Raw genomic sequence first — 21,421 nt, 5'->3', positions numbered from 1 at the left:
TCCGCGACCTGATCGACGGCGTCTACAGCGAAAAATCCGGCAAGGAAGCCGAAAAACTCGAGATGCAGAAGGCCTTGGTCGAGGACATGAGCGAGAAAGACATCGCCCGCGAAATCAAGCGCCTGGAAAAGCAGATGATCGAACACGCCAAGAACCTGGAGTTCGAGAAAGCCGCCCGGGTGCGGGATCAGTTGCACGTCCTGAAGCAACAGGCGTTTGGCGCGCCGGGCACCGACAATGTCGTACCGCTGACCTCCGCAGGCCAAGGTCGCGCTTAGCCGGATCGACCCTTCTGGCGTTCTTGGCACCAATATGGTGCCAAGAACTCCCGTACCTACGGGTTAGTCCTTAGCTTTTGGGCGCCGCCAGCGGGAAAAACCCTACCTGTGTTATACTTGACGAAAACAGTCAAGAACAATACCAGAACAACAAAAAGCCCCCGCGATACCGGTTGACTGACCTGGGCGGCTGGAGGAAGAGTTCCCTGCAAGCCACAAGCTTTCAGGGTGAAAACGACAGTCAAGCCATTTAAAGGAGCTTGTTATGCGCCTCACAACCAAAGGCCGCTTCGCGGTCACCGCGATGATTGATTTGGGCCTGCGCCAGAACAACGGCCCGGTCACCCTGGCTGCGATCAGCCAGCGCCAGCAGATTTCCCTCTCCTATCTTGAACAGCTGTTCGGCAAGCTGCGCCGCCACGAACTGGTGGAGTCCACCCGTGGCCCCGGCGGCGGTTACACGCTGGGCCGCAAGGCTTCCGAGATCACCGTGGCCGACATCATCGTGTCGGTGGACGAGCCGATCGACGCCACCCAGTGCGGCGGCAAGGAAAACTGCCTGGGCGAGGGCGGCCGCTGCATGACGCACGAGTTGTGGGCATCGCTGAACAGCCGCATGGTGGAGTTCCTGGATTCCGTGACCCTGCAAAAACTGGTGGAAGACCAGCTCGCCAAGGGCGTGGTGATCGAGAACACGCCACAGGTCAAAAAAGCCATTTTCACAGCACCGGCGGTCAAGCCGATTCGCGTGAACGCGCCGAACTCGGTCTTCGCACTGGGCAATGCATTTTCCAAATCCTGATGGAGTAAAGCCGGGCATTCGCCCGGCTTCCTCCCTTTGTGACCCGACTTCATTGATCGCGCTGCCAGCCAGCCTGTGAATTTAAAGAGCTAGCCACATGGACACCCCACACTTCCCCATCTACATGGACTACAGCGCCACGAACCCCTGCGACCCGCGGGTGGTGGACGCCATGATTCCCTGGTTGCGCGAACACTTCGGCAACCCCGCTTCGCGCAGCCACGCCTGGGGCTGGGAAGCGGAAGCCGCCGTCGAAAAGGCCCGCGAGCAGATCGCCGACCTGATTGGCGCCGACCCGCGCGAGATGGTCTGGACCAGCGGCGCGACCGAGTCCAACAACCTGGCCCTCAAGGGCGCGGCCCATTTCTACAAAACCAAGGGCAAGCACATCATCACGGTCAAGACCGAGCACAAAGCCGTGCTGGACACCTGCCGTGAGTTGGAGCGCCAGGGTTTTGAAGTGACCTACATGGACGTGCAGGCCGACGGCCTGCTGGACCTGGAAGCGCTCAAGGCGGCCATCCGCCCCGACACCATCCTGGTCAGCGTCATGTTCGTCAACAACGAAATCGGCGTGATCCAGGACATCCCGGCCATTGGCGCGCTGTGCCGTGAAAAAGGCATCATCTTTCACGTGGATGCCGCGCAGGCTACCGGCCGCGTCGATATCGACCTGGCGACCTTGCCGGTCGACTTGATGAGCCTGACCTCGCACAAGACCTACGGCCCCAAGGGTATTGGCGCCCTGTATGTGCGCCGCAAGCCGCGTGTGCGCCTGGAAGCGCAGATGCACGGCGGTGGCCATGAGCGCGGCATGCGTTCGGGCACCTTGCCGACGCACCAGTGTGTGGGCATGGGCGAGGCCTACCGCATCGCCAAGGCCGAGATGCACGAAGAGAACAAGCGCATCCGTGCCTTGCACGAGCGCATGCTCAACGGCCTCAAGGATGTGGAAGAGGTGTTCCTCAACGGCCACGCCGACAAGCGCGTGCCGCACAACCTGAACATGAGCTTCAACTTCGTCGAAGGCGAGTCGCTCATCATGGGCATCAAGGGTCTGGCGGTTTCCAGCGGTTCGGCCTGCACCTCGGCCAGCCTGGAGCCCAGCTATGTGCTGCGCGCCCTGGGCCGCAGCGACGAACTGGCGCACAGCAGCCTGCGCATGACGATAGGCCGCTGGAGCACCGAAGAGGAAATTGACTACGCGGTCGCCACCATCAAGGAAAACGTGGCCAAGCTGCGCGAATTGTCTCCTCTGTGGGAGATGTTCAAGGATGGTGTCGATTTGTCCACCATCCAGTGGGCCGCGCACTGAGCGGCATCGAACAGTTAAAGAGGTAAACAAAATGGCATACAGCGAAAAAGTGGTGGACCACTACGAAAACCCCCGCAACGTCGGCTCCTTTGAAAAGGGCGACGAATCGGTAGGCACCGGCATGGTCGGCGCGCCGGCTTGCGGCGACGTGATGAAGCTGCAGATCAAGGTCAACCCGCTTACGGGCGTGATCGAAGACGCGCGCTTCAAGACTTACGGCTGCGGCTCCGCAATCGCTTCCAGCTCGCTCGTGACCGAATGGGTCAAGGGCAAGACGCTGGACGAAGCGGCCAGCATCAAGAACAGCGCGATCGCCGAAGAACTGGCCTTGCCGCCCGTCAAGATTCACTGCTCCATCCTGGCGGAAGACGCCATCAAGGCTGCTGTGAACGATTACAAACAAAAGCACGCGCACTGATCAACCGTATATCTGTCACCTGTTTTATTTCGAGTGATTTAAATGTCCGTAACCCTCACTGATGCAGCCGCCCGGCATGTGACCCGCTACATGAGCAAGCGCGGCAAGGGCGTGGGCGTGCGACTGGGTGTGAAAACCACCGGCTGCTCCGGCCTTGCTTACAAGCTGGAATACGCCGACGAGATCGCACCGGAAGACGTCGTGTTTGAAGACAACGGCGTCAAGGTGCTGGTCGACCCGAAAAGCATGGCCTACATCGACGGCACCAAGCTCGACTTTGTCCGTGAAGGCCTGAACGAGGGCTTCAAGTTCATCAATCCCAACGAGCGTGATCGTTGCGGTTGCGGCGAAAGTTTCCGGGTTTGACGGGCGAGCGGTCCATTGCGTGCTGCACCCTTACCGAAGCCGCCTCCACTGATTGTGCTGGCGGCTTTTTCTCGGCATGAACCTTCAATCCAACGACTTCGAGCTTTTCGGCGTACCCCAGCGTTTCGCGCAGGACCGAGCGGCGCTTGACGCGCGCTGGAAGGATCTGCAGCGCGAGGCGCACCCGGACAAGTTCGCGGCCCAGGGCGCGGCGGCCCAGCGCGTGGCCATGCAGTGGTCGGTGCGCATCAATGAGGCCTATCAGCGGTTGAAAGACCCGCTCAAGCGCGCGAGCTATCTGTGCGAGTTGAACGGCGCGCCCATCAACGCCGAAAACAACACGGCCATGCCGCACGATTTTCTGGTGCAGCAGATGCAGTGGCGCGAGGCGCTCGATGAAGCAGGGACCGCCGAAGACTTTGAAGAAATTGCCTCTCAAGCCGCACTGAGCGGGCGTGAGAAGCTGTCAAAAATAGAACAACTGCTGGACGTGGACAGGGACTTTCCCGCGGCTGCGCGGCAGGTCAGAAGCCTTATGTTTATTGAGCGCTTTGCCAGCGAGGTCGATGCGCGCATCGACCTGCTGGGACAATGAAGCATTACAGAAAAAGTACGATAACCCCGCATGGCACTCCTGCAAATTTCCGAACCCGGCCAGACGCCCGACCCGCACCAGCGACGCATCGCGGTGGGCATTGACCTGGGCACCACGCACTCGCTGGTTGCCAGCGTGCGCAATGGCGTCTCCGAATGCCTGCCGGACGAACAAGGCCGGGTGCTGCTGCCCAGCGTGGTGCGCTACCTCGAAGAGGAAGGCAAGCGCCAGATCGGCTATGAGGCCTTGGCGGCGCAGGTTGACGACCCGCGCAACACCATCTCCTCGGTCAAGCGCCTGATGGGCCGCGGCATTGATGACATCGGCAGCCGCACCCAGCTGCCTTACCAGCTTAACGACAAGCCGGGCATGGTCACGTTGCAGACCGCTGCCGGCGAAAAAAGCCCGGTCGAGATCAGCGCCGAGATCCTGGCCACGCTGCGCTACCGTGCCGAAGACACGTTCAACGACGACATTTATGGAGCCGTGATCACGGTGCCGGCTTATTTTGACGACGCCCAGCGCCAGGCTACGAAAGACGCCGCGCAACTGGCTGGCCTCAATGTTCTGCGACTGCTCAATGAACCGACTGCGGCCGCCATTGCCTATGGGCTGGACAACGCCAGTGAAGGTGTTTACGCCGTCTACGACCTGGGCGGCGGCACCTTCGATATTTCCATTTTGCGTTTGACGCAAGGAGTCTTCGAAGTCGTTGCCACCGGCGGGGATTCTGCGCTGGGCGGTGACGACTACGATCGCGCGCTGGTCGAGTGGGTGCTGGCCAAAGCCGGGCTCGCGGCGGACACGCTCACGCCGTCCGACAAGGCAGCCCTGCAGCGCGCCGCACGCAGCTGCAAGGAGGCGCTTTCTGCCGCCGACCCCGTGCCTTTCTCCGTGCAACTGGCCAAGGCCCTCGTCAACTTCGAGATGAAGGCGGAAGACTTTGAAACCGCGACAGCCCACCTGACGCAGCGCACGCTGACGGCTGTTCGCAAGGCGCTGCGCGACGCCAAGCTGGTCAAGGAAGACATTCAGGGTGCGGTGCTGGTGGGCGGGTCCACTCGCATGCCACAGGTGCGCAAGGCGGTCGCCAGCTTCTTTGGCCGCGAGCCACTGGTCAACCTGAATCCCGACGAAGTGGTGGCGCTGGGCGCGGCCATTTCCGCCAACCAGCTCGCCGGCAACAACACGGGCGAAGACCTGTTACTGCTGGACGTGATCCCGCTGTCATTGGGCATTGAGACCATGGGCGGGCTGGTCGAGCGCATTGTGCCGCGCAACCAGACCATTCCCACAGCCATGGCACAGGACTTCACCACTTACCAGGATGGCCAGACAGCCCTGGCCCTGCACGTGGTGCAAGGCGAGCGCGACCTGGTGGCCGATTGCCGCAGCCTGGCTCGTTTCGAGCTGCGCGGCATCCCCCCTATGGTGGCCGGCGCCGCGCGCATCCGCGTGACCTTCACGGTCGATGCCGACGGCCTCCTCAGCGTGAACGCCAAAGAGCAGGTCAGCGGCGTCGAGGCGCGCATCGACGTGAAGCCGTCCTATGGTTTGTCGGATGACGACATCGCGCGCATGCTGCAGGACAGTTTCTCCACCGCCCAGCAGGACATGCAGGCGCGCGCGCTGGCCGAAGCCCAGGTCGACGCAGACCGCATGATCCTGGCCACGCAAAGCGCCCTGGCCGCGGATGCCGACCTGCTGAGCCCCAACGAACGCGCGCAGATCGACAGCCTCATCGTCGGCCTGGCCGACACCCGTGCGCACGGCGATGCGGCCGCGATAGAAGCGGCCACCCAGGCGCTGGCCAAAGGCACTGAGGGCTTCGCTGCCCAGCGCATGAACCGGGGTATCAAACAGGCCCTGGCCGGCAAAAACATTGAGGCGGTCTGAAGCGACCGATAACCATGCCCATCATCAAAATACTGCCTCATCCCGAATACTGCCCGCAGGGCGCTGAAATCAGCGCGCCGGCCGGCACCTCGATCTGCGAAGCCTTGCTCGACAACAAGATCAACATCGAGCACGCCTGCGACCTCAGTTGCGCCTGCACAACCTGCCACGTCATCGTGCGCGAAGGCTTCAAGTCGCTGAACGAACTCGACGAGAGTGAAGAAGACCTGCTGGACCGCGCCTGGGGTCTGGAACCCAATTCGCGCCTGAGCTGCCAGGCCTTCCTGGCCCAGTCCGACGTGACGGTGGAAATCCCCAAGTACTCCATCAACCACGCCAAGGAAAACCACTGAGTTTCGGGGAAAACCGGGCCGGATCTGCCCGGCGCGGAGGCGATAATCCAGCTATGCGCCAAATTGTCCTGGACACTGAAACCACCGGTCTTTCCGCTGAAAACGGCGACCGCATCATCGAAATCGGTTGCGTTGAACTGGTAGCGCGCAAGCTCACCGGCAACAACCGCCATTTCTACCTGAACCCCGAGCGCGACAGCCATGAAGATGCGCTCAAAGTCCACGGCATCAGCAACGAGTTCCTGAAGGACAAACCCAAGTTCTCGGCCGTGGTCGAGGAACTGCTGGAGTACCTGCAGGACGCCGAAATCATCATCCACAACGCGCCGTTTGACGTGAGCTTCCTCAACAAGGAGCTTGAACTCATAGGCCGGCCGCCCATCAAGCATTGCGTGGCCAAGGTCACCGACAGCCTGATGATGGCCAAGGAGTTGTTCCCGGGCAAACGCAATTCGCTGGATGCCCTGTGCGACCGGCTGGAGGTCGACAACTCGGGCCGGACCCTGCACGGCGCCTTGCTGGATGCCGAGTTGCTGGCAGACGTCTACATCAACCTCACGCGCGGGCAGAATGCCCTGGTCATGGACGTTGGCGACGCCAGCCGGGAAGGCGACATTGCCGTGCCGCAGATAGACCTGAGCACCTTTGAATTGCCCTTGCTGGCGGCCAACGACCGGGAGGCCGCTGAACATGAGAAGTTGCTGGCCGATATCGACAAGTCCAGCAAAGGTAAAACGGTCTGGCGGGCCCTGGCTGCCTGAACTGACATGCAATTCTGGGCGTGGCCCCAAAAACGAGCAGAAAACACCTTATAATCATAGGCTGACCGATAGGGCGGTTAGCTCAGGGGTAGAGCACTGCATTCACACTGCAGGGGTCGCAAGTTCGAAACTTGCACCGCCCACCAGAATTTGACGAACAAAAAAGGCCAAGTCTTGCGACTTGGCCTTTTTTTATTTCAGCGCTGTTCGGCGCGGTTTCTTTTCAGGGCCTAGAGCACTTCGCTCGCAAAATCAGCCAAGCGCGAGCGCTCGCCGCGCGCTAGCGTGATGTGCCCGCCATGCGGCCAGCCCTTGAAGCGGTCGACGGCAAAGGTCATGCCGGACGAACCCTCGGTCAGGTAGGGCGTGTCGATCTGCGCCAGGTTGCCCATGCAGATGATCTTGGTGCCCGGGCCGGCCCGCGTGATCAGCGTTTTCATCTGTTTGGGCGTCAGGTTTTGCGCTTCGTCGATGATGACGTACTTGTTCAGGAAGGTGCGGCCACGCATGAAGTTCATGCTCTTGACCTTGATGCGCGAGCGAATCAGCTCATTGGTGGCGGCGCGGCCCCACTCTCCCGAACCGTTGTCGGTTTTGCCCAGCACCTCCAGGTTGTCGTCCAGGGCGCCCATCCAGGGGCCCATTTTTTCCTCTTCGGTGCCCGGCAGGAAGCCGATGTCCTCGCCGACACTCACCGTGGCGCGCGTCATGATGATTTCGGTGTAGCGGCGGTCGTCCAGCACCTGGGTCAGGCCCGAGGCCAGCGCCATCAGCGTCTTGCCGGTGCCAGCCGTGCCGGCCAGCGTGACGAAGTCCACTTCCGGGTCCATCAGCAGGTTCATCGCGAAGTTCTGTTCGCGGTTGCGCGTGGTGACGCCCCAGACGGCATTCTTGAGGTGGTTGTAGTCTTTCAGGGTCTTCAACACCGCGGTTTTTGCGCGAATTTCCGTCACGCGGGCATAGAGCGGCGGTTCACCGGGCGCTTCAAAAAACACGAACTGGTTGATCAGCAGGCTGCCGACGATGGGGCCCGTGATGCGGTAGAAGGTGTGGCTGCCTTGCTGCCAGCTTTCGATGGTCTTGCTCTGGCGCGTCCAGAAGTCCGCCGGCAGGGCCAGGGATCCGGAATACAGCAGGTCGCCGTCTTCCAGGGTTTTGTCGTTCTGGTAGTCGTCGGTGGCAAGGCCCAGGGCGCGCGCCTTGACGCGCATGTTGATGTCCTTGGACACCAGGACCACTTCACGCGGCGCGTATTCCTTGCGCAGGGCTTCGACCACGCCAAGGATCTGGTTGTCGGCCTTGCCCTGCGGCAGGCTCATGGGCAGCGTGTAATCCAGCGGCTTGGTCTGGAAGAACAGGCAGCCGCCGGCTTCAGGGTGGCCTGTGGTGTCCAGTTTCAGCCCTTTGGCGATGTCTGCGCCCTGGGTGCCTGCCAGCGCGTCCAGCGTGCGGCTGGTTTGGCGGGCGTTGCGGGCGACCTCGGTCATGCCCTTTTTGTGGCCGTCGAGTTCCTCGAGAACGATCATCGGCAGGAAGATGTCGTGTTCCTCAAAGCGGAACAGGCACATTGGGTCGTGCATCAGCACATTGGTGTCGAGCACAAACAGCTTGGTGGGGCCGGTGTGCTTCGCTTTTTTCGGTTTGGCTACCGGCTGGGGCAGGGCGATGCTCTCCTTTTTATAGCCGCTTGCAGCCGTTTTTTCAGGATTGGGAGCTGCTTTTCCTTTGAATGCCACGGGGTGGCTGCCTTCACCGGCCGCCCGGCTGTCAAACAAGTCCATCACCGGGGGCTTCTGCGCGGATTCAACGCTTTCCGTCTTTCGTGCAACTTTCGAAGGCGAGCGGGCAGGCGCGTCGAGCGCATCAGGGGAGAGCAGGGCGGCACGTTTGGTCGGGGCGGGGGGCAGGGGCATGGTGCTTAAAACTCTCTAAAAAAGAAGGGTTCCAGAAGCGAAAAAGCCGCCTTGAAACCAGGGCGGCTTTTTCTTTTGGCGCAGTTGCGAAGGTCAACAGCATGAGTTCATTATGCACAACTCAAGTGACAGGGCAATCCTTTGTTGCTAACTGGCCTCAATAAGGTTTCAGGCGGCTTTTTTGAGGGCTTTGACGGCCTTGAGCACGTCGTCCACATGGCCGGGCACTTTCAGGCCGCGCCATTCCTCTTTGAGCTGGCCATCGGCGCCCACCAGGAAGGTGCTGCGCTCGATGCCTTTGACCTTCTTGCCGTACATGATCTTGTTTTTGACCACACCGAACATGTGGCACATTTTTTCTTCGGTGTCCGCAATCAGCTCGAACGGGAGTTCAAGCTTGGACTTGAACTCGTCGTGGGACTTCATGTTGTCGCGGGAGACGCCGAACACGGTCGCGCCGGCCTTGACGAAATCCTTGTAGCGGTCACGGAACTGCATGGCTTCCGTGGTGCAACCCGGGGTGTTGTCCTTGGGGTAGAAGTACAACACCACGACTTTGCCGAGGTGGGATGTGTTGGAGACCTTGATGCCGCCGGTGGCGATCGCTTCAAATTCGGGAAGTGGTTTATTGACGACGACTGCCATACTGAGTAGACCCTGACGAAAGTAGTTGTAATTAGCCGCGCCTTTTGGCGACCTGCCCGGGAAGTCATCCCGGATGTGGTGCCTAGTGCAACCCTAGATTTTACCCTGAAAGAGAGGGCATTTCAGCCCTCTGATCCTTCTGTTTCAATCAGCAGGGCGGCAATCACCTGCCGGCCTTCTCCCGCGAGGATGTTGTAGGTGCGGCAGGCCGCGAGCGTGTCCATGGTTTCAACACCGATGCGGTGCTCCATCAGGGCGCGCATAAACGCCGGCGGCACAAAGCGCAGGCGGGTTCCGCTGCCGAAAATCACGAGTTCGGGCCGCATTTCGGCCAGCCTGGCGAAATGCTCCGCCGTGAGCTCGTCAAAGCGCTTGCAGTTCCAGTCGAATTTCTCGCCGCGCGAGCCTATCACCACGCTGTGCTCGATCTTTTCGGCCACGCCGTCCCGTCCCAAACCGACCCAGCCGGGGCCGTAGCCGAGGATGGACTGGACGTCGAGGCGGTCGGGCTGAAGTTTCATGCGGATGATTCCGGGCGTTGTGAAGGCGTGGCGCGCGCTGCGCGAGGCTTTGTGCGCCGCGTGTTTGCCGGCGAAAAACCTCTTTTATGTGGTCAAATTATAGATTCCGCGCGAATTTCCCGCCGCAATGCTGCTGCTTCTCCCCCGTCGCCAGCAGGGTGAGCAGCGGGGTCCTTGCCCAAAATCTTCCTGAAGTTTCATGAAACCGATCACCAAATCCGCCAAGCTTGCCAATGTGCTTTACGACATCCGCGGCCCGATCATGGACGCCGCCAAGCAGATGGAAGAAGAGGGCCAGAAGCTCATCAAGCTCAATATCGGCAACCTGGCGGTGTTCGGGTTCGACGCGCCTGAGGAAGTCCAGCAGGACATGATCCGCAACCTGCCCGCCTCGGCCGGTTATTCGGACAGCAAGGGCATTTTTGCGGCGCGCAAGGCCGTGATGCACGAAACCCAGAAGCAGGGCATCAAGGGTGTGACCCTGGACGACATCTACCTCGGCAACGGCGCGAGCGAGCTGATTTCCATGGCCACCAATGCCCTGCTCGACGACGGCGACGAACTGCTGCTGCCGGCGCCCGACTATCCGCTGTGGACCGCCTCCACCAGCCTTTCGGGCGGCACACCGGTGCATTACCTGTGCGACGAGAGCAACGGCTGGATGCCCAACCTCGACGACATTCGCGCCCGGATCACCCCCAGGACCAAGGCCATTGCGGTCATCAACCCCAACAACCCCACCGGTGCACTGTATTCCGATGAGCTGCTCAAGGGCATCGTCGCCATTGCGCGCGAGCACGGCCTGGTCATCCTCGCAGATGAGGTCTACGACAAGGTGCTGTACGACGGCGTGAAACACACGGCCATCGCCAGCCTGTCCACCGACGTGCTCACGCTGACCTTCAATTCCCTCTCGAAGAGCTACCGCTCCTGCGGCTACCGCGCCGGCTGGCTGGTGGTGTCCGGCCCCAAGAAGCAGGCGCAGGACTACATCGAAGGCCTGAACATGCTGGCCAACATGAAGCTGTGCTCCAATGTGCCGGGCCAATGGGCGATCCAGACCGCGCTGGGCGGCTACCAGAGCATCAACGACCTGACCTGCGAAGGCGGCCGCCTGCGCCGCCAGCGCGACCTGGCCTACGAACTGATCACCGCCATTCCCGGCGTGACCTGCGTCAAGCCCAGCGCCGCGCTCTACATGTTTCCGCGCCTGGATCCCAAGGTCTACCCGATCAAGGACGATCGCCAGTTCTTCCTGGAACTCCTGAAAGAGACCAAGGTCATGCTGGTGCAGGGCACGGGCTTTAACTGGGCCGAACCGGACCACTTCCGCATCGTCTTCCTGCCGCACGAGGAAGACCTGCGCGAAGCTATCGGCCGCATCGCGAAGTTCCTCGAGAACTACCGCAACAACCGAATTTGATCCTGCATTCGGCCTTTTCCCCTTTTCCCTTTGCCGCGCCCCTTTTGGGCGCGGGTATCCAAGATCAACGTAAAGCAAGACCTCAGCGACTATGAAACCGACGAATTTGAGCCCGATCAGGGTAGGCCTTCTGGGCATTGGCACCGTGGGCAGCGGCACCTATAACGTATTGCAGCGCAACCAGGAAGAAATCCGACGCCGCGCCGGCCGCGGCATTGAGATCACCATGGTCGCCGACCTCGACGTGGCACGCGCCAAGGCCGCGGTCGGCCCCGGCGTGCAGGTTGTGGATGATGCGCGCAAGGTCGTGGCCAGCCCCGACGTCGACATCGTGATCGAGCTGATAGGCGGCTACGGCATCGCCAAACAACTGGTGCTGGAAGCCATCGAAGCCGGCAAGCACGTGGTCACCGCCAACAAGGCGCTGCTGGCCGTGCACGGCACCGAGATTTTCGCGGCGGCCCACCGCAAGGGCGTGATGGTCGCGTTTGAAGCGGCCGTGGCCGGCGGCATCCCCATCATCAAGGCGCTGCGCGAAGGCCTTACCGCCAACAGCATCCAGTGGATCGCCGGCATCATCAACGGCACCACCAATTTCATCCTGTCCGAGATGCGCGACAAGGGCCTGGATTTCGACGTCGTGCTGAAAGAAGCGCAGCGCCTGGGTTACGCCGAAGCCGACCCCACCTTCGACATCGAAGGTGTGGACGCCGGCCACAAGGTCACGCTGATGTCGGCCATCGCCTTTGGCATCCCGGTGCAATTCGACAAGGCTTACGTCGAAGGCATCACCGGCCTGGCCGCGCAGGACATCCGTTACGCCGAGCAACTCGGCTACCGCATCAAGCTGCTGGGCATCACCAAGCGCGCCGCCAACGGCATCGAATTGCGCGTGCATCCCAGCCTGGTGCCGGCCAAGCGCCTGATCGCGAATGTGGAAGGCGCGATGAACGCCGTGGTGGTGCAGGGCGATGCCGTCGGCACCACGCTGTACTACGGCAAGGGCGCAGGCAGCGAGCCCACCGCCAGCGCCGTGATCGCCGACCTGGTCGACATCGCCCGCCTGCACACGGCCGACCCTGAGCACCGCGTGCCGCACCTAGCCTTCCAGCCCGACGCGATGAGCGACCTGCCTGTGGTGCCCATGTCCGACGTCGTCACCAGCTACTACCTGCGCCTCAAAGTCGCCGACGAAGCCGGCGTGCTGGCCAAGGTCACCGGCATCCTGGCCGGTGCGGGCATCAGCATAGACGCCGTGCTGCAGCGCGAAGCCGATGAAGTGGGCGGCGAGGGCTCCACCCACACCGACCTGATCATCCTCACCCATGAATGCGTGGAAGCGAAGATGAACGGCGCCCTGGCGCAAATGCAGGCGCTGCCCACCGTGCTGGCGCCCATTACGCGCATCCGCAAGGAGGAACTGGCCTGATGTTGTACATCTCCACGCGCGGCCACACCGACCGCAAGCGTTTTTGCGAAATCCTGCTCGAAGGCCTGGCCCCGGACGGCGGCCTCTACCTGCCCGAAAGCTATCCGCAGGTTGACGAAGCAACCCTGGCCAAATGGCGCGGCCTGTCTTATGCCGAGCTGGCGTTCGAGGTTCTTTCGCTCTATGTCGACGACATTCCCGCAGCCGACCTCAAAGCCATCTGCGACAAGACCTACACCGAAGAGGTGTTCGGCAGCCGCGAAATCGTCCCGCTGAAAAAGCTCGACAACGGCCTTTACCTCGAAGCCCTGTCCAATGGCCCCACGCTGGCCTTCAAGGACATGGCCATGCAGCTGCTGGGCAACCTTTTTGAATACGAACTGGCGCGCCGCGGCGAAGAACTCAACATCCTGGGCGCCACCAGCGGCGACACCGGCAGCGCGGCCGAATACGCCATGCGCGGCAAAAAGGGCGTGCGCGTCTTCATGACCTCGCCGAACGGCCGCATGAGCCCCTTCCAGCAGGCGCAGATGTTCAGCCTGCAGGACGAGAACATCCACAACATCGCGGTCGAAGGAGTGTTCGACGACTGCCAGGACATCGTCAAGGCCGTGTCCAACGACCTGGCTTTCAAGCGCCAGTACAAAATCGGCACCGTCAACTCCATCAATTGGGCGCGCCTGATGGCGCAGGTGGTGTACTACTTCGCCGGCTACTTCCAGGCCACGAAAAGCGACACCGAAAAAGTCGACTTCACCGTGCCCTCCGGCAACTTCGGCAACGTCTGCGCCGGCCACGTGGCCCGCATGATGGGCCTGCCGATCGGCAAGCTGGTCGTGGCCACGAATGAAAACGACGTGCTCGACGAGTTCTTCCGCACCGGCGTTTACCGCGTGCGCGGCAGCGCCGACACGCATGAAACCTCCAGCCCGTCCATGGACATCTCCAAGGCCTCGAACTTCGAGCGTTTTGTGTTCGACCTGCTGGGCCGCGACGGCGCCAAAACCAGGGCCTTGTTCAATGACCAGCTCGGCAGCCAGGGCCGCTTTGACCTGAGCGCCGAGGCGGCCTTCAAGTCGGCCGCGCAGCGTTACGGCTTTGTCAGCGGCAAGAGCACCCATGCGGACCGGCTCGCCACGATTCGCGACACCCACAAGCGCTTCGGCATCACGATAGACACGCACACCGCCGACGGCGTGAAGGTGGCGCGTGAGCAGCTCCAGCCCGGCGTCCCCATGATCGTGCTGGAAACCGCGCTGCCCATCAAGTTCGCGGCCACCATCGAGGAAGCGCTGGGCCATGTACCCGAACGGCCGGCGAAGTTCGAGGGCATCGAAGCCCTGCCCAAACGCGTCAAGCTGCTGCCCGCCGATGCGGACGTGATCAAACGCTACATTGCCGACCATGTGCATTGAAGCTGGCGACGGCCTCACTTTGAAAGCCCCGCGATGAACGTCGTCGGTTTGGCTGGTTACTCCGGGTCCGGCAAGACCACGCTGGTGGAAAAGCTGATCCCTGCGCTCAAGGCCAGGGGCCTGCGCGTGTCGGTGGTCAAGCATGCCCACCACAAGTTCGACATCGACCATCCCGGCAAGGACACTTTCCGCCATCGCGCGGCCGGCGCCTTCGAGGTGGTGGTGGCCTCGGAAAACCGGCTGGCGCTGATGCGCGAGTTTGAAAAGCCCTCCCAGTTGACGGTGCACCAGCTGATCGCCGAACTTTACGGCGGTGTGGACTGGGTGCTGGTTGAGGGTTTCAAGAACAGCGACCTGCTCAAGATTGAAGTCTGGCGCGGCCCCTCGGCCGACTATGCCGCCAAGCCCTCTCTTTACCCGGACGACGACTTTATCGTCGCCATCGCCACAGACGCGCCCGGCCAGCTGCCCCAGGCAACCTTGCGCCCGGTGCTGGATTTGAACGATGCCGAGGCCGTGGCCGACTACCTGGTCAACAATCAGGATCGTTTCTCGTATTCGTTCGAAGACCGTTTCGATTAGCCATCGCCAAGGTTTTGCGCTCCGTTCCGTTCATGCTTTTGTTCCGGACACCCCGCCCATGAGTTCTGCTCTCACCACACCCGCCAGTGCCGCGCCCGCGCCTCAACCCGGCCGGGCTCCGCTGAAGCCGCTGGATGAAGCCCTGGCCGAGTTGATGGCCCGCGCGGCGCCGCTGCCCGGTATGCAGGCTGTTTCCACCTTCGACGCCGACGGTCGCGTGCTGGCCCAGGACCTGGTGTCCAGCCTTGACGTGCCGGCGCACGACAACAGCGCCATGGACGGCTACGCGCTGCGCGCGGCAGACTGGGCCGACGGCGCCGTACTGCCGGTCAGCCAGCGCATTCCGGCCGGCAGCGTCGGCCACGCGCTGGAATCAGGCACCGCAGCGCGTATCTTCACCGGCGCGCCCATCCCGCCCGGCGCTGATGCGGTGGTGATGCAGGAGGATTGCGAGGCCGTCGACGCCGGTGTGCGCATCAAGGTCAAGCCCCGGCCCGGCCAATCTGTTCGCCGCCGCGGCGAGGACGTGGCCGCGGGCGCCGTGGTGCTGCGCCGTGGCGAACGCCTCACACCGGCCTCGCTGGGCCTGGCCGCCAGTATGGGTTTTGACAAGCTGCCGGTGGCACCCCAGGTGCGCGTGGCGCTGTTTTCTACGGGCGACGAACTCGTCATGCCCGGCCAGGTCGCGCCCGCCGATATGAAGCCCGGCGCCATCTACAACTCCAACCGTTTCTTTCTGCGCGCCTTGCTGCTGCGCCTGGGCTGCACCGTGACGGACATGGGCATCGTGCCCGACCGTCTCGATGCCACCGTGGCCGCGCTGAAAGAAGCGAGCGAACAGCACGACCTGATCCTCACCAGCGGCGGCGTTTCGGTCGGCGAGGAAGACCACATCAAGCCGGCCGTGCAGGCGCTGGGTGAGCTCGTCCTTTGGCAGATGGCGATCAAGCCGGGCAAACCGTTTGCCTATGGCAAGGTCGGCGGCGCGCATTTCATCGGCCTGCCCGGCAACCCTGTGTCCAGCTTTGTGACCTTCCTGGTGCTGGTGCGGCCGTTTCTGCTCCGGCTGCAGGGCGCGGCCGAAGTGACCGTCCATCCCATCGCAGTTCCGGCGCATTTCGATTGGCCCAAGGCCGACAAGCGCCGCGAGTTCCTGCGTGTGAAGCGCAATGCCGCCGGCGGGCTGGATCTGTTCAACAACCAGGGATCGGGTGTGCTGACTTCGGCCGTCTGGGGCGATGGCCTCGTCGACAACCCGGCCGGCCGTGCGATTGCCCATGGCGACCTGGTGCAGTTCACCCCGTTCCCGGCGTTGATGGCGTAAAGCGCCGCACAAAGGCCCTGGCATGAAAGTCACGATCAAATATTTTGCTTCGATCCGCGAAGCCATAGGGCAGGGCAGCGAGGTGCGTGACACCACCGCCACCACGCTGGCGGCCCTGCGCGACGAGTTGCTCGCGGCCACGCCCGCCCACGCAGCCAGCCTGGCGCGCGGCAGGTCGGTGCGCATGGCGCTCAACCAGGTCATGAGCGACGAAGTGGCGCTGCTCAGCGACGGCTGCGAAGTCGCCTTCTTTCCGCCCGTGACCGGCGGCTGATTCCGGTCAAGCGACCAGCGCATCCAGCCGCTGAAGGCGTTCCACCAGCGCGGCAGAGGCCCGCGTCATGGGGCTGCGCAGTTCATTGCGAAGCAGGCCGCGCTGCGCCATCAGCGCCTTGAGCGGCCCCGGGTTGGGTTCGGCAAACAGGACTTCAATCAGCGGCTGCAGCGGCGTCCACAGCGCCTCGGCGCCGGCCAGGTCGCCCGTCCGGATGCGTCGCAGCACTTCCACGAAGCGTTCCGTGTGCAGGTGGGCCGCCGCCGCAATCGCACCGCGTCCGCCCTGTGCCACGGTGCTGAAAATATTCACGTCCTCGCCAGCCAGCACCTGCAGCCGCCCGTCGGCAATCAGGGCCTGTGTTTTAGCGGGGTCGCCGCTGCAGTCCTTGAGGGCCAGGATGCGCGGGTGTCCAGCCAGCGCCAGGATGGTTTCAAGCTCCAGGCGGCTGCCGGTTCGGTAGGGAATGTCGTAGAGGATCACCGGCACGGCGCTCACGTCGGCCAGCGCGGTGAACCATTCGATGAGGCCGGCCTGCGAGGGCCGGATATAGCTGGGCGCCGGCAGCAGGATGCCGGCAAGGCCCAGCGTGCCCAGCGCCTTGATGCGCGCGGCCGTCTTGCCCAGGTGGTAACCCGACAGGCCCATGACCACGGGCAAGCCGGGTGCCTGATCCATGACGGTATGCAGCGTCTGCAACTGCTCGTCCTCATCGAGGGCGGCGGCCTCGCCCGTGGATCCGCAGACCACCAGCCCGGCGATGCCGCTGCCGCGGTAGTGCGCCACCAGCCGCTTTAACGCGGGTTTGTCGACCTGGCCCTCGTCAAACGGGGTGACGAGCGGGATCCAGAGTCCCGAAAAATCGGGGCCGGCCTGGTTGGCCTGACTGGCTTGATGGGTATGAGGCGCTGTTTGCATGAAGACACATCCTGGAAAACTGACCGGCTTGAAAGGCCGTCATCAGAACAAGGGAAGGGTGTCCGCAAAAGACTTGGAAAGTAACCGGCGGCTCCATCGCTCATTCGACGACGGAACCGCAGCCCCGGTCAAATGAGCAACGGTTTTTTCGATTTGCTGGCGCACGTCCCAAGGCCACGGGCGCTGTCGGGCGTCCGGGTGGCAAGGGTATGAGTGCGGCCAGTCATGCGGCAAATCTTATCGCAGGCGGCCGCTTTCAGGGTGGGTGAGTGGCAAAATTGCCACTATGGCCACTCCCCGCGTCCTGATCACCACCGGCGACTTCAATCTCTCCGAAGAGGTTGCAGCATTGCGCGCCGGCGACAAGCGGGTGGGCGCGGTCTGTACTTTCACGGGCACGGTGAGAGACCGCAACGACGGCCTGAGCGTCAGCAGCATGGAGCTGGAGCACTACCCCGGCATGACCGAAAAAGCCATTGAAGCCATGATCGACGAGGCCATGGCGCGCTTTGACATGTTCGGTGCGCGTGTGGTGCATCGCGTCGGCCTGCTGGAGCCCCTGGACCAGGTCGTGCTGGTGGCCGTGATCTCCGCGCACCGCGGTGAAAGTTTCAAGGCCTGCGAGTTCCTGATGGACTACCTCAAGACGCAGGCGCCGTTCTGGAAGAAAGAAGAGACGCCCGAAGGCGCGCGCTGGGTGGATGCCCGCGTGACCGACGACGCCGCGCTGGCGAAGTGGGGCATTGTGGCGCCTAATGCCTGAGCATCCGGCGGCCCCGGCCATGGCGGCTCAGTTCAGGTAGCGGGGCTTTTCCATGGGATCCGGCGGCTCGGGCGTGTCGGCTGTCTCGCTAATACCGGAATCGGGCGGTAATTTGAGCCATTGGGATTTCTTGATGCCCTTGTCCAGCAGGTGCAGCAAACCCTGGGTGAGCTGGGCGCTGATGGCGATTCGCACGTTGCGCCCCGGTTCGGGCAGTTTTTCAATGAAGTCCAGCTGCACCTTGCCGGATTTCAGCAAAGCCATCTTGACCTCCGTCACCAGCAGCGGCTCTTTTCCCATCGGCAGCGCCGCATCCTTGGCCTGGTACGGTGTCTTGAAATCGCCGGCATGGGCCAGAGCTTCCTTCTTGAAGTTTTCCACCATGCGCTGTCGCTGGACGTCCTGCGGCGCCGCCACGTCGACCTCTTCCGTCTGCTGGGCCAACTGGCCGGCGGCGGTTTTTGTCAGGACTGGCATCAGGGAAAGCGTCATGCGGCGAGTCAGCCACAGGCGCAATTCTTCGCTTTCCTGGCTGCTGATGCGTGCCAGCAGCCTGTCCTGCTCCTGATGGTAGATCACCGAGATCTGGTGGATGTTCATGGCTTGATTTTAGGCCCGGTGCCATCGGGGGGCGCTTGAAAAAGAGGCCAATCTCCCCAGATACTGTGCAACACCCATCCGGGCGGGCTTGAGCCAGGCCTGCCGGAATCCACGGAGCACTATTCATGCGACAAGACAAACTCACCACCAAATTCCAGGAAGCCCTGAGCGACGCGCAGTCCCTCGCGCTGGGCAACGACAACGGCTACATCGAGCCGGTCCACCTGCTGGCCGCCATGCTGCGCCAGGACGACGGTCCGCGCGCGCTGCTGGAAAAAGCCGGTGTCAACGTCGGCGGCCTCACGCAGGCGGCCGACGCCGCCGTCAAGAAGCTGCCGCAGGTGCAGGGCCAGGAACAGATCCAGGTCGGCCCCGAGCTCGCCAAGCTGCTGCAGGCCACCGAAAAAGAAGCCATCAAGCGCAACGACCAGTTCATCGCCGGCGAACTCTTCCTGCTCGCCGTGGCCGACAGCAAGAGCGATGCGGGCCGCCTGGCCAAAGAGAACGGCCTGACCCGCAAGGCGCTCGAAGCGGCGATAGACGCCGTGCGTGGCGGCCAGGGCGTGAACAGCGCCGACGCCGAAGGCCAGCGCGAAGCCCTCAAGAAATACTGCATGGACCTGACCGAGCGCGCCCGCATGGGCAAGCTCGACCCGGTCATTGGCCGCGACGACGAAATCCGCCGCGCCATCCAGGTGCTGCAGCGCCGCACCAAGAACAACCCCGTGCTGATCGGCGAGCCCGGCGTCGGCAAGACCGCCATCGTCGAAGGCCTGGCCCAGCGCATCGTCGCCGGCGAAGTGCCGGACTCGCTCAAGGGCAAACGCGTGCTCTCGCTCGATATGGCCGCATTGCTGGCCGGCGCCAAGTTCCGCGGCGAATTTGAAGAGCGCCTGAAAACCGTGCTGAGCGAACTGGCCAAGGACGAAGGCCAGACCATCGTTTTCATCGACGAGCTGCACACCATGGTGGGCGCCGGCAAGGCCGAAGGCGCGATGGACGCCGGTAACATGCTCAAGCCCGCGCTGGCGCGCGGCGAACTGCACTGCGTGGGCGCCACCACGCTCGACGAATACCGCAAGTACATCGAAAAAGACGCTGCGCTGGAGCGCCGCTTCCAGAAAATCCTGGTGGGCGAGCCGACCGTGGAGGCGACCATCGCCATCCTGCGCGGCCTGCAGGAAAAGTATGAAGAGCACCACGGCGTGCAGATCACCGACCCGGCCATCGTGGCCGCGGCCGAGTTGAGCCACCGCTACATCACCGACCGCTTCCTGCCCGACAAGGCCATTGACCTGATCGACGAGGCCGCCGCCAAGATCAAGATCGAGATGGACTCCAAGCCCGAAGTCATGGACAAGCTCGACCGTCGCCTCATCCAGCTGCAGATCGAGCGCGAAGCCGTGCGCCGCGAAAAAGACGAGTCCTCGAAAAAGCGCTTCGATCTCATCGAGGAAGAAATCGCCAAGCTGCAAAAAGAGATCTCCGATCTCGACGAAATCTGGCAGGCCGAAAAAGCCCAGGCGCTCGGCTCCAAGGACGTCATGGAGGAGATAGGCCGCATCCGTTTCCAGATCGAGGAGTTCACCCGCAAGGGCGACTTCAACAAGGTCGCCGAGCTGCAATACGGCAAGCTGCCCGAACTCGAAAAACGCCTGAAGGAAGCGCAGGACACCGAAGCCAGCAAAGGCAAGTCCAACGCGCCCACGCTGCTGCGCACCCAGGTCGGCGCCGAAGAGATCGCCGAGGTCGTGGCGCGCGCCACCGGCATCCCCGTCAGCAAGCTCATGCAGGGCGAGCGCGACAAGCTGCTGCAGATGGAAGGCAAGCTCCACGAACGTGTGGTCGGCCAGGACGAAGCCATAGGTGCGGTGGCCAACGCGATCCGCCGTTCACGCTCGGGCCTGAGCGACCCGAACCGCCCGACAGGCTCCTTCCTGTTCCTGGGCCCCACGGGCGTGGGCAAGACCGAACTGTGCAAGGCGCTGGCCGGTTTCCTGTTCGACAGCGAAGACCACCTGATCCGCGTCGACATGAGCGAGTTCATGGAAAAGCACTCGGTGGCCCGCCTGATAGGCGCGCCTCCCGGCTACGTGGGCTATGAAGAGGGCGGCTACCTCACCGAGGCCGTGCGCCGCAAGCCCTACAGCGTGCTGCTGCTCGACGAGGTCGAAAAAGCCCATCCCGACGTGTTCAATGTGCTGCTGCAGGTGCTGGACGACGGCCGCCTGACCGACGGGCAGGGCCGCACGGTGGACTTCAAGAACACCGTGATCGTCATGACCAGCAACATCGGCTCGCCCATCATCCAGTCCATGGTCGGCAAGCCCACGGAAGAGATCAAGGACGCGGTGACGGATGAACTCAAGAACTACTTCCGCCCCGAGTTCCTGAACCGGATCGACGAGACCGTGGTGTTCCACGCGCTCGACGCGAAGAACATCGAGTCCATCGCGCGCATCCAGCTCAAGGTGCTGGTGGCGCGGCTGCAGAAGATGGACCTCGCGCTGGACGTGTCGGAAGCGGCGATTGCCGAACTCGCCAAGGTCGGCTTCGACCCGGTGTTCGGCGCCAGGCCGCTCAAGCGGGCCATCCAGCAACGCATCGAGAACCCGCTCAGCAAGCTGCTGCTGGAAGGGCGCTTCCCGCCCAAGAGCACGATCCCGGTGGACGTGGACCCTATCCGCGAACCCGGCGTGTTCAGGTTCGAACCGACGGTTCACTGAGCCCGGCCCGCAAGCCCAGGGATTCATGGTGAGCTTGCAAACCCGCTCCGGCGCAAGCCGGGGCGGGTTCTTTTTTGGCGGTGTTGAAACCTCCGGATGAGCCG

General features: G+C 62.7%; 22 protein-coding genes and 1 tRNA gene. 18 read left to right on the top strand and 5 right to left on the bottom strand.

Going from position 1 to position 21,421, the window contains the following annotated elements; translation table 11 throughout:
• The 10 genes from ACLV8F_RS05650 to ACLV8F_RS05605 all read left to right on the top strand — a co-directional run.
• Positions 1 to 278, top strand: a 278-nt coding sequence (locus ACLV8F_RS05650; RefSeq protein WP_411883260.1) for a UvrB/UvrC motif-containing protein, incomplete at its 5' end; no start/stop codon positions are given.
• A 265-nt stretch (positions 279 to 543) separates the two neighbouring features.
• Positions 544 to 1,080 (top strand): Fe-S cluster assembly transcriptional regulator IscR, encoded by a 537-nt coding sequence (gene iscR, locus ACLV8F_RS05645; protein WP_092128187.1) that lies wholly within the window; start codon positions 544 to 546, stop codon positions 1,078 to 1,080.
• A 97-nt stretch (positions 1,081 to 1,177) separates the two neighbouring features.
• Positions 1,178 to 2,395 (top strand): IscS subfamily cysteine desulfurase, encoded by a 1,218-nt coding sequence (locus ACLV8F_RS05640; protein ID WP_411883259.1) that lies wholly within the window; start codon positions 1,178 to 1,180, stop codon positions 2,393 to 2,395.
• Between the two features lie 31 nt (positions 2,396 to 2,426).
• Positions 2,427 to 2,813 (top strand): Fe-S cluster assembly scaffold IscU, encoded by a 387-nt coding sequence (gene iscU, locus ACLV8F_RS05635; RefSeq protein ID WP_411879498.1) that lies wholly within the window; start codon positions 2,427 to 2,429, stop codon positions 2,811 to 2,813.
• Between the two features lie 42 nt (positions 2,814 to 2,855).
• Positions 2,856 to 3,179, top strand: coding sequence for an iron-sulfur cluster assembly protein IscA (iscA, locus tag ACLV8F_RS05630; protein ID WP_296911511.1), 324 nt, complete (start codon positions 2,856 to 2,858; stop codon positions 3,177 to 3,179).
• A gap of 76 nt (positions 3,180 to 3,255) precedes the next feature.
• Positions 3,256 to 3,774 (top strand): Fe-S protein assembly co-chaperone HscB, encoded by a 519-nt coding sequence (gene hscB, locus ACLV8F_RS05625; protein ID WP_411883258.1) that lies wholly within the window; start codon positions 3,256 to 3,258, stop codon positions 3,772 to 3,774.
• A gap of 30 nt (positions 3,775 to 3,804) precedes the next feature.
• Positions 3,805 to 5,670, top strand: coding sequence for a Fe-S protein assembly chaperone HscA (gene hscA / locus ACLV8F_RS05620; RefSeq protein ID WP_411883257.1), 1,866 nt, complete (start codon positions 3,805 to 3,807; stop codon positions 5,668 to 5,670).
• Positions 5,671 to 5,684: 14 nt separating this feature from the next.
• Positions 5,685 to 6,023, top strand: coding sequence for an ISC system 2Fe-2S type ferredoxin (fdx, locus tag ACLV8F_RS05615; RefSeq protein ID WP_122956868.1), 339 nt, complete (start codon positions 5,685 to 5,687; stop codon positions 6,021 to 6,023).
• Positions 6,024 to 6,076: 53 nt separating this feature from the next.
• Entirely contained in the window at positions 6,077 to 6,784 is a 708-nt protein-coding gene (gene dnaQ, locus ACLV8F_RS05610; RefSeq protein WP_411883256.1) for a DNA polymerase III subunit epsilon, read from the top strand.
• 71 nt (positions 6,785 to 6,855) lie between these two features.
• Positions 6,856 to 6,930, top strand: a tRNA-Val gene (locus ACLV8F_RS05605).
• Positions 6,931 to 7,014: 84 nt separating this feature from the next.
• On the opposite strand, the gene ACLV8F_RS05600 is transcribed toward ACLV8F_RS05605, so the two are convergent.
• From ACLV8F_RS05600 to ACLV8F_RS05590, 3 genes are all read right to left on the bottom strand, one after another.
• Positions 7,015 to 8,697 carry a PhoH family protein gene (locus ACLV8F_RS05600; protein WP_411883255.1) on the bottom strand — a complete coding sequence of 561 codons (1,683 nt, stop codon included), beginning with the start codon at positions 8,695 to 8,697 and terminating at the stop codon, positions 7,015 to 7,017.
• 168 nt (positions 8,698 to 8,865) lie between these two features.
• Complete coding sequence (locus ACLV8F_RS05595) at positions 8,866 to 9,342, bottom strand: peroxiredoxin (protein WP_092128171.1); 477 nt, start codon at positions 9,340 to 9,342, stop codon at positions 8,866 to 8,868.
• 122 nt (positions 9,343 to 9,464) lie between these two features.
• Positions 9,465 to 9,863, bottom strand: a complete 399-nt coding sequence (locus tag ACLV8F_RS05590) for an Mth938-like domain-containing protein (protein ID WP_411883254.1) — start codon at positions 9,861 to 9,863, stop codon at positions 9,465 to 9,467.
• A gap of 199 nt (positions 9,864 to 10,062) precedes the next feature.
• Between ACLV8F_RS05590 and ACLV8F_RS05585 the strand changes: the two genes are divergently transcribed.
• The 6 genes from ACLV8F_RS05585 (at position 10,063) to ACLV8F_RS05560 (ending at position 16,310) form a co-directional block, all read left to right on the top strand.
• On the top strand, positions 10,063 to 11,286 hold the full coding sequence (locus tag ACLV8F_RS05585) for a pyridoxal phosphate-dependent aminotransferase (RefSeq protein ID WP_411879504.1): 1,224 nt from the start codon (positions 10,063 to 10,065) through the stop codon (positions 11,284 to 11,286).
• A 106-nt stretch (positions 11,287 to 11,392) separates the two neighbouring features.
• Complete coding sequence (locus tag ACLV8F_RS05580; RefSeq protein ID WP_411883264.1) at positions 11,393 to 12,715, top strand: homoserine dehydrogenase; 1,323 nt, start codon at positions 11,393 to 11,395, stop codon at positions 12,713 to 12,715.
• Positions 12,715 to 14,130: a threonine synthase gene (gene thrC / locus ACLV8F_RS05575; RefSeq protein ID WP_411883253.1), complete on the top strand. Its 1,416-nt coding sequence runs from the start codon at positions 12,715 to 12,717 to the stop codon at positions 14,128 to 14,130. Before ACLV8F_RS05580 ends, thrC begins: the two co-directional genes overlap by 1 nt.
• A gap of 33 nt (positions 14,131 to 14,163) precedes the next feature.
• Positions 14,164 to 14,712 (top strand): molybdopterin-guanine dinucleotide biosynthesis protein B, encoded by a 549-nt coding sequence (gene mobB, locus ACLV8F_RS05570; RefSeq protein ID WP_411883252.1) that lies wholly within the window; start codon positions 14,164 to 14,166, stop codon positions 14,710 to 14,712.
• Between the two features lie 58 nt (positions 14,713 to 14,770).
• A complete protein-coding gene (glp, locus tag ACLV8F_RS05565) occupies positions 14,771 to 16,036 on the top strand; it encodes a gephyrin-like molybdotransferase Glp (protein ID WP_411883251.1) in 1,266 nt (421 codons plus the stop codon).
• 22 nt (positions 16,037 to 16,058) lie between these two features.
• Positions 16,059 to 16,310 carry a MoaD/ThiS family protein gene (locus ACLV8F_RS05560; RefSeq protein WP_411883250.1) on the top strand — a complete coding sequence of 84 codons (252 nt, stop codon included), beginning with the start codon at positions 16,059 to 16,061 and terminating at the stop codon, positions 16,308 to 16,310.
• Between the two features lie 6 nt (positions 16,311 to 16,316).
• Here the strand turns inward: ACLV8F_RS05560 and dapA are convergent, their stop codons facing one another.
• The gene (gene dapA, locus ACLV8F_RS05555; protein ID WP_411883249.1) at positions 16,317 to 17,228 is read right to left on the bottom strand and encodes a 4-hydroxy-tetrahydrodipicolinate synthase; all 912 of its coding nucleotides are present in this window, start codon (positions 17,226 to 17,228) and stop codon (positions 16,317 to 16,319) included.
• A 286-nt stretch (positions 17,229 to 17,514) separates the two neighbouring features.
• Here dapA and ACLV8F_RS05550 point away from each other — a divergent pair, with 286 nt between their 5' ends.
• Positions 17,515 to 17,991, top strand: a complete 477-nt coding sequence (locus tag ACLV8F_RS05550; RefSeq protein ID WP_411883248.1) for a molybdenum cofactor biosynthesis protein MoaE — start codon at positions 17,515 to 17,517, stop codon at positions 17,989 to 17,991.
• Between the two features lie 27 nt (positions 17,992 to 18,018).
• Here ACLV8F_RS05550 and ACLV8F_RS05545 read toward each other — a convergent pair whose 3' ends face one another.
• Complete coding sequence (locus tag ACLV8F_RS05545; protein WP_411883247.1) at positions 18,019 to 18,591, bottom strand: hypothetical protein; 573 nt, start codon at positions 18,589 to 18,591, stop codon at positions 18,019 to 18,021.
• 125 nt (positions 18,592 to 18,716) lie between these two features.
• Between ACLV8F_RS05545 and clpB the strand changes: the two genes are divergently transcribed.
• Complete coding sequence (gene clpB, locus ACLV8F_RS05540; protein WP_411883246.1) at positions 18,717 to 21,317, top strand: ATP-dependent chaperone ClpB; 2,601 nt, start codon at positions 18,717 to 18,719, stop codon at positions 21,315 to 21,317.
• Positions 21,318 to 21,421 lie beyond the last annotated feature (104 nt).

The organism is Polaromonas sp. YR568 (assembly GCF_943369675.1).
Taxonomy (GTDB): domain Bacteria; phylum Pseudomonadota; class Gammaproteobacteria; order Burkholderiales; family Burkholderiaceae_C; genus Polaromonas.
Note: the sequence above shows the minus strand (reverse complement) of the source record. Positions and strands in the feature narration are given on the sequence as shown.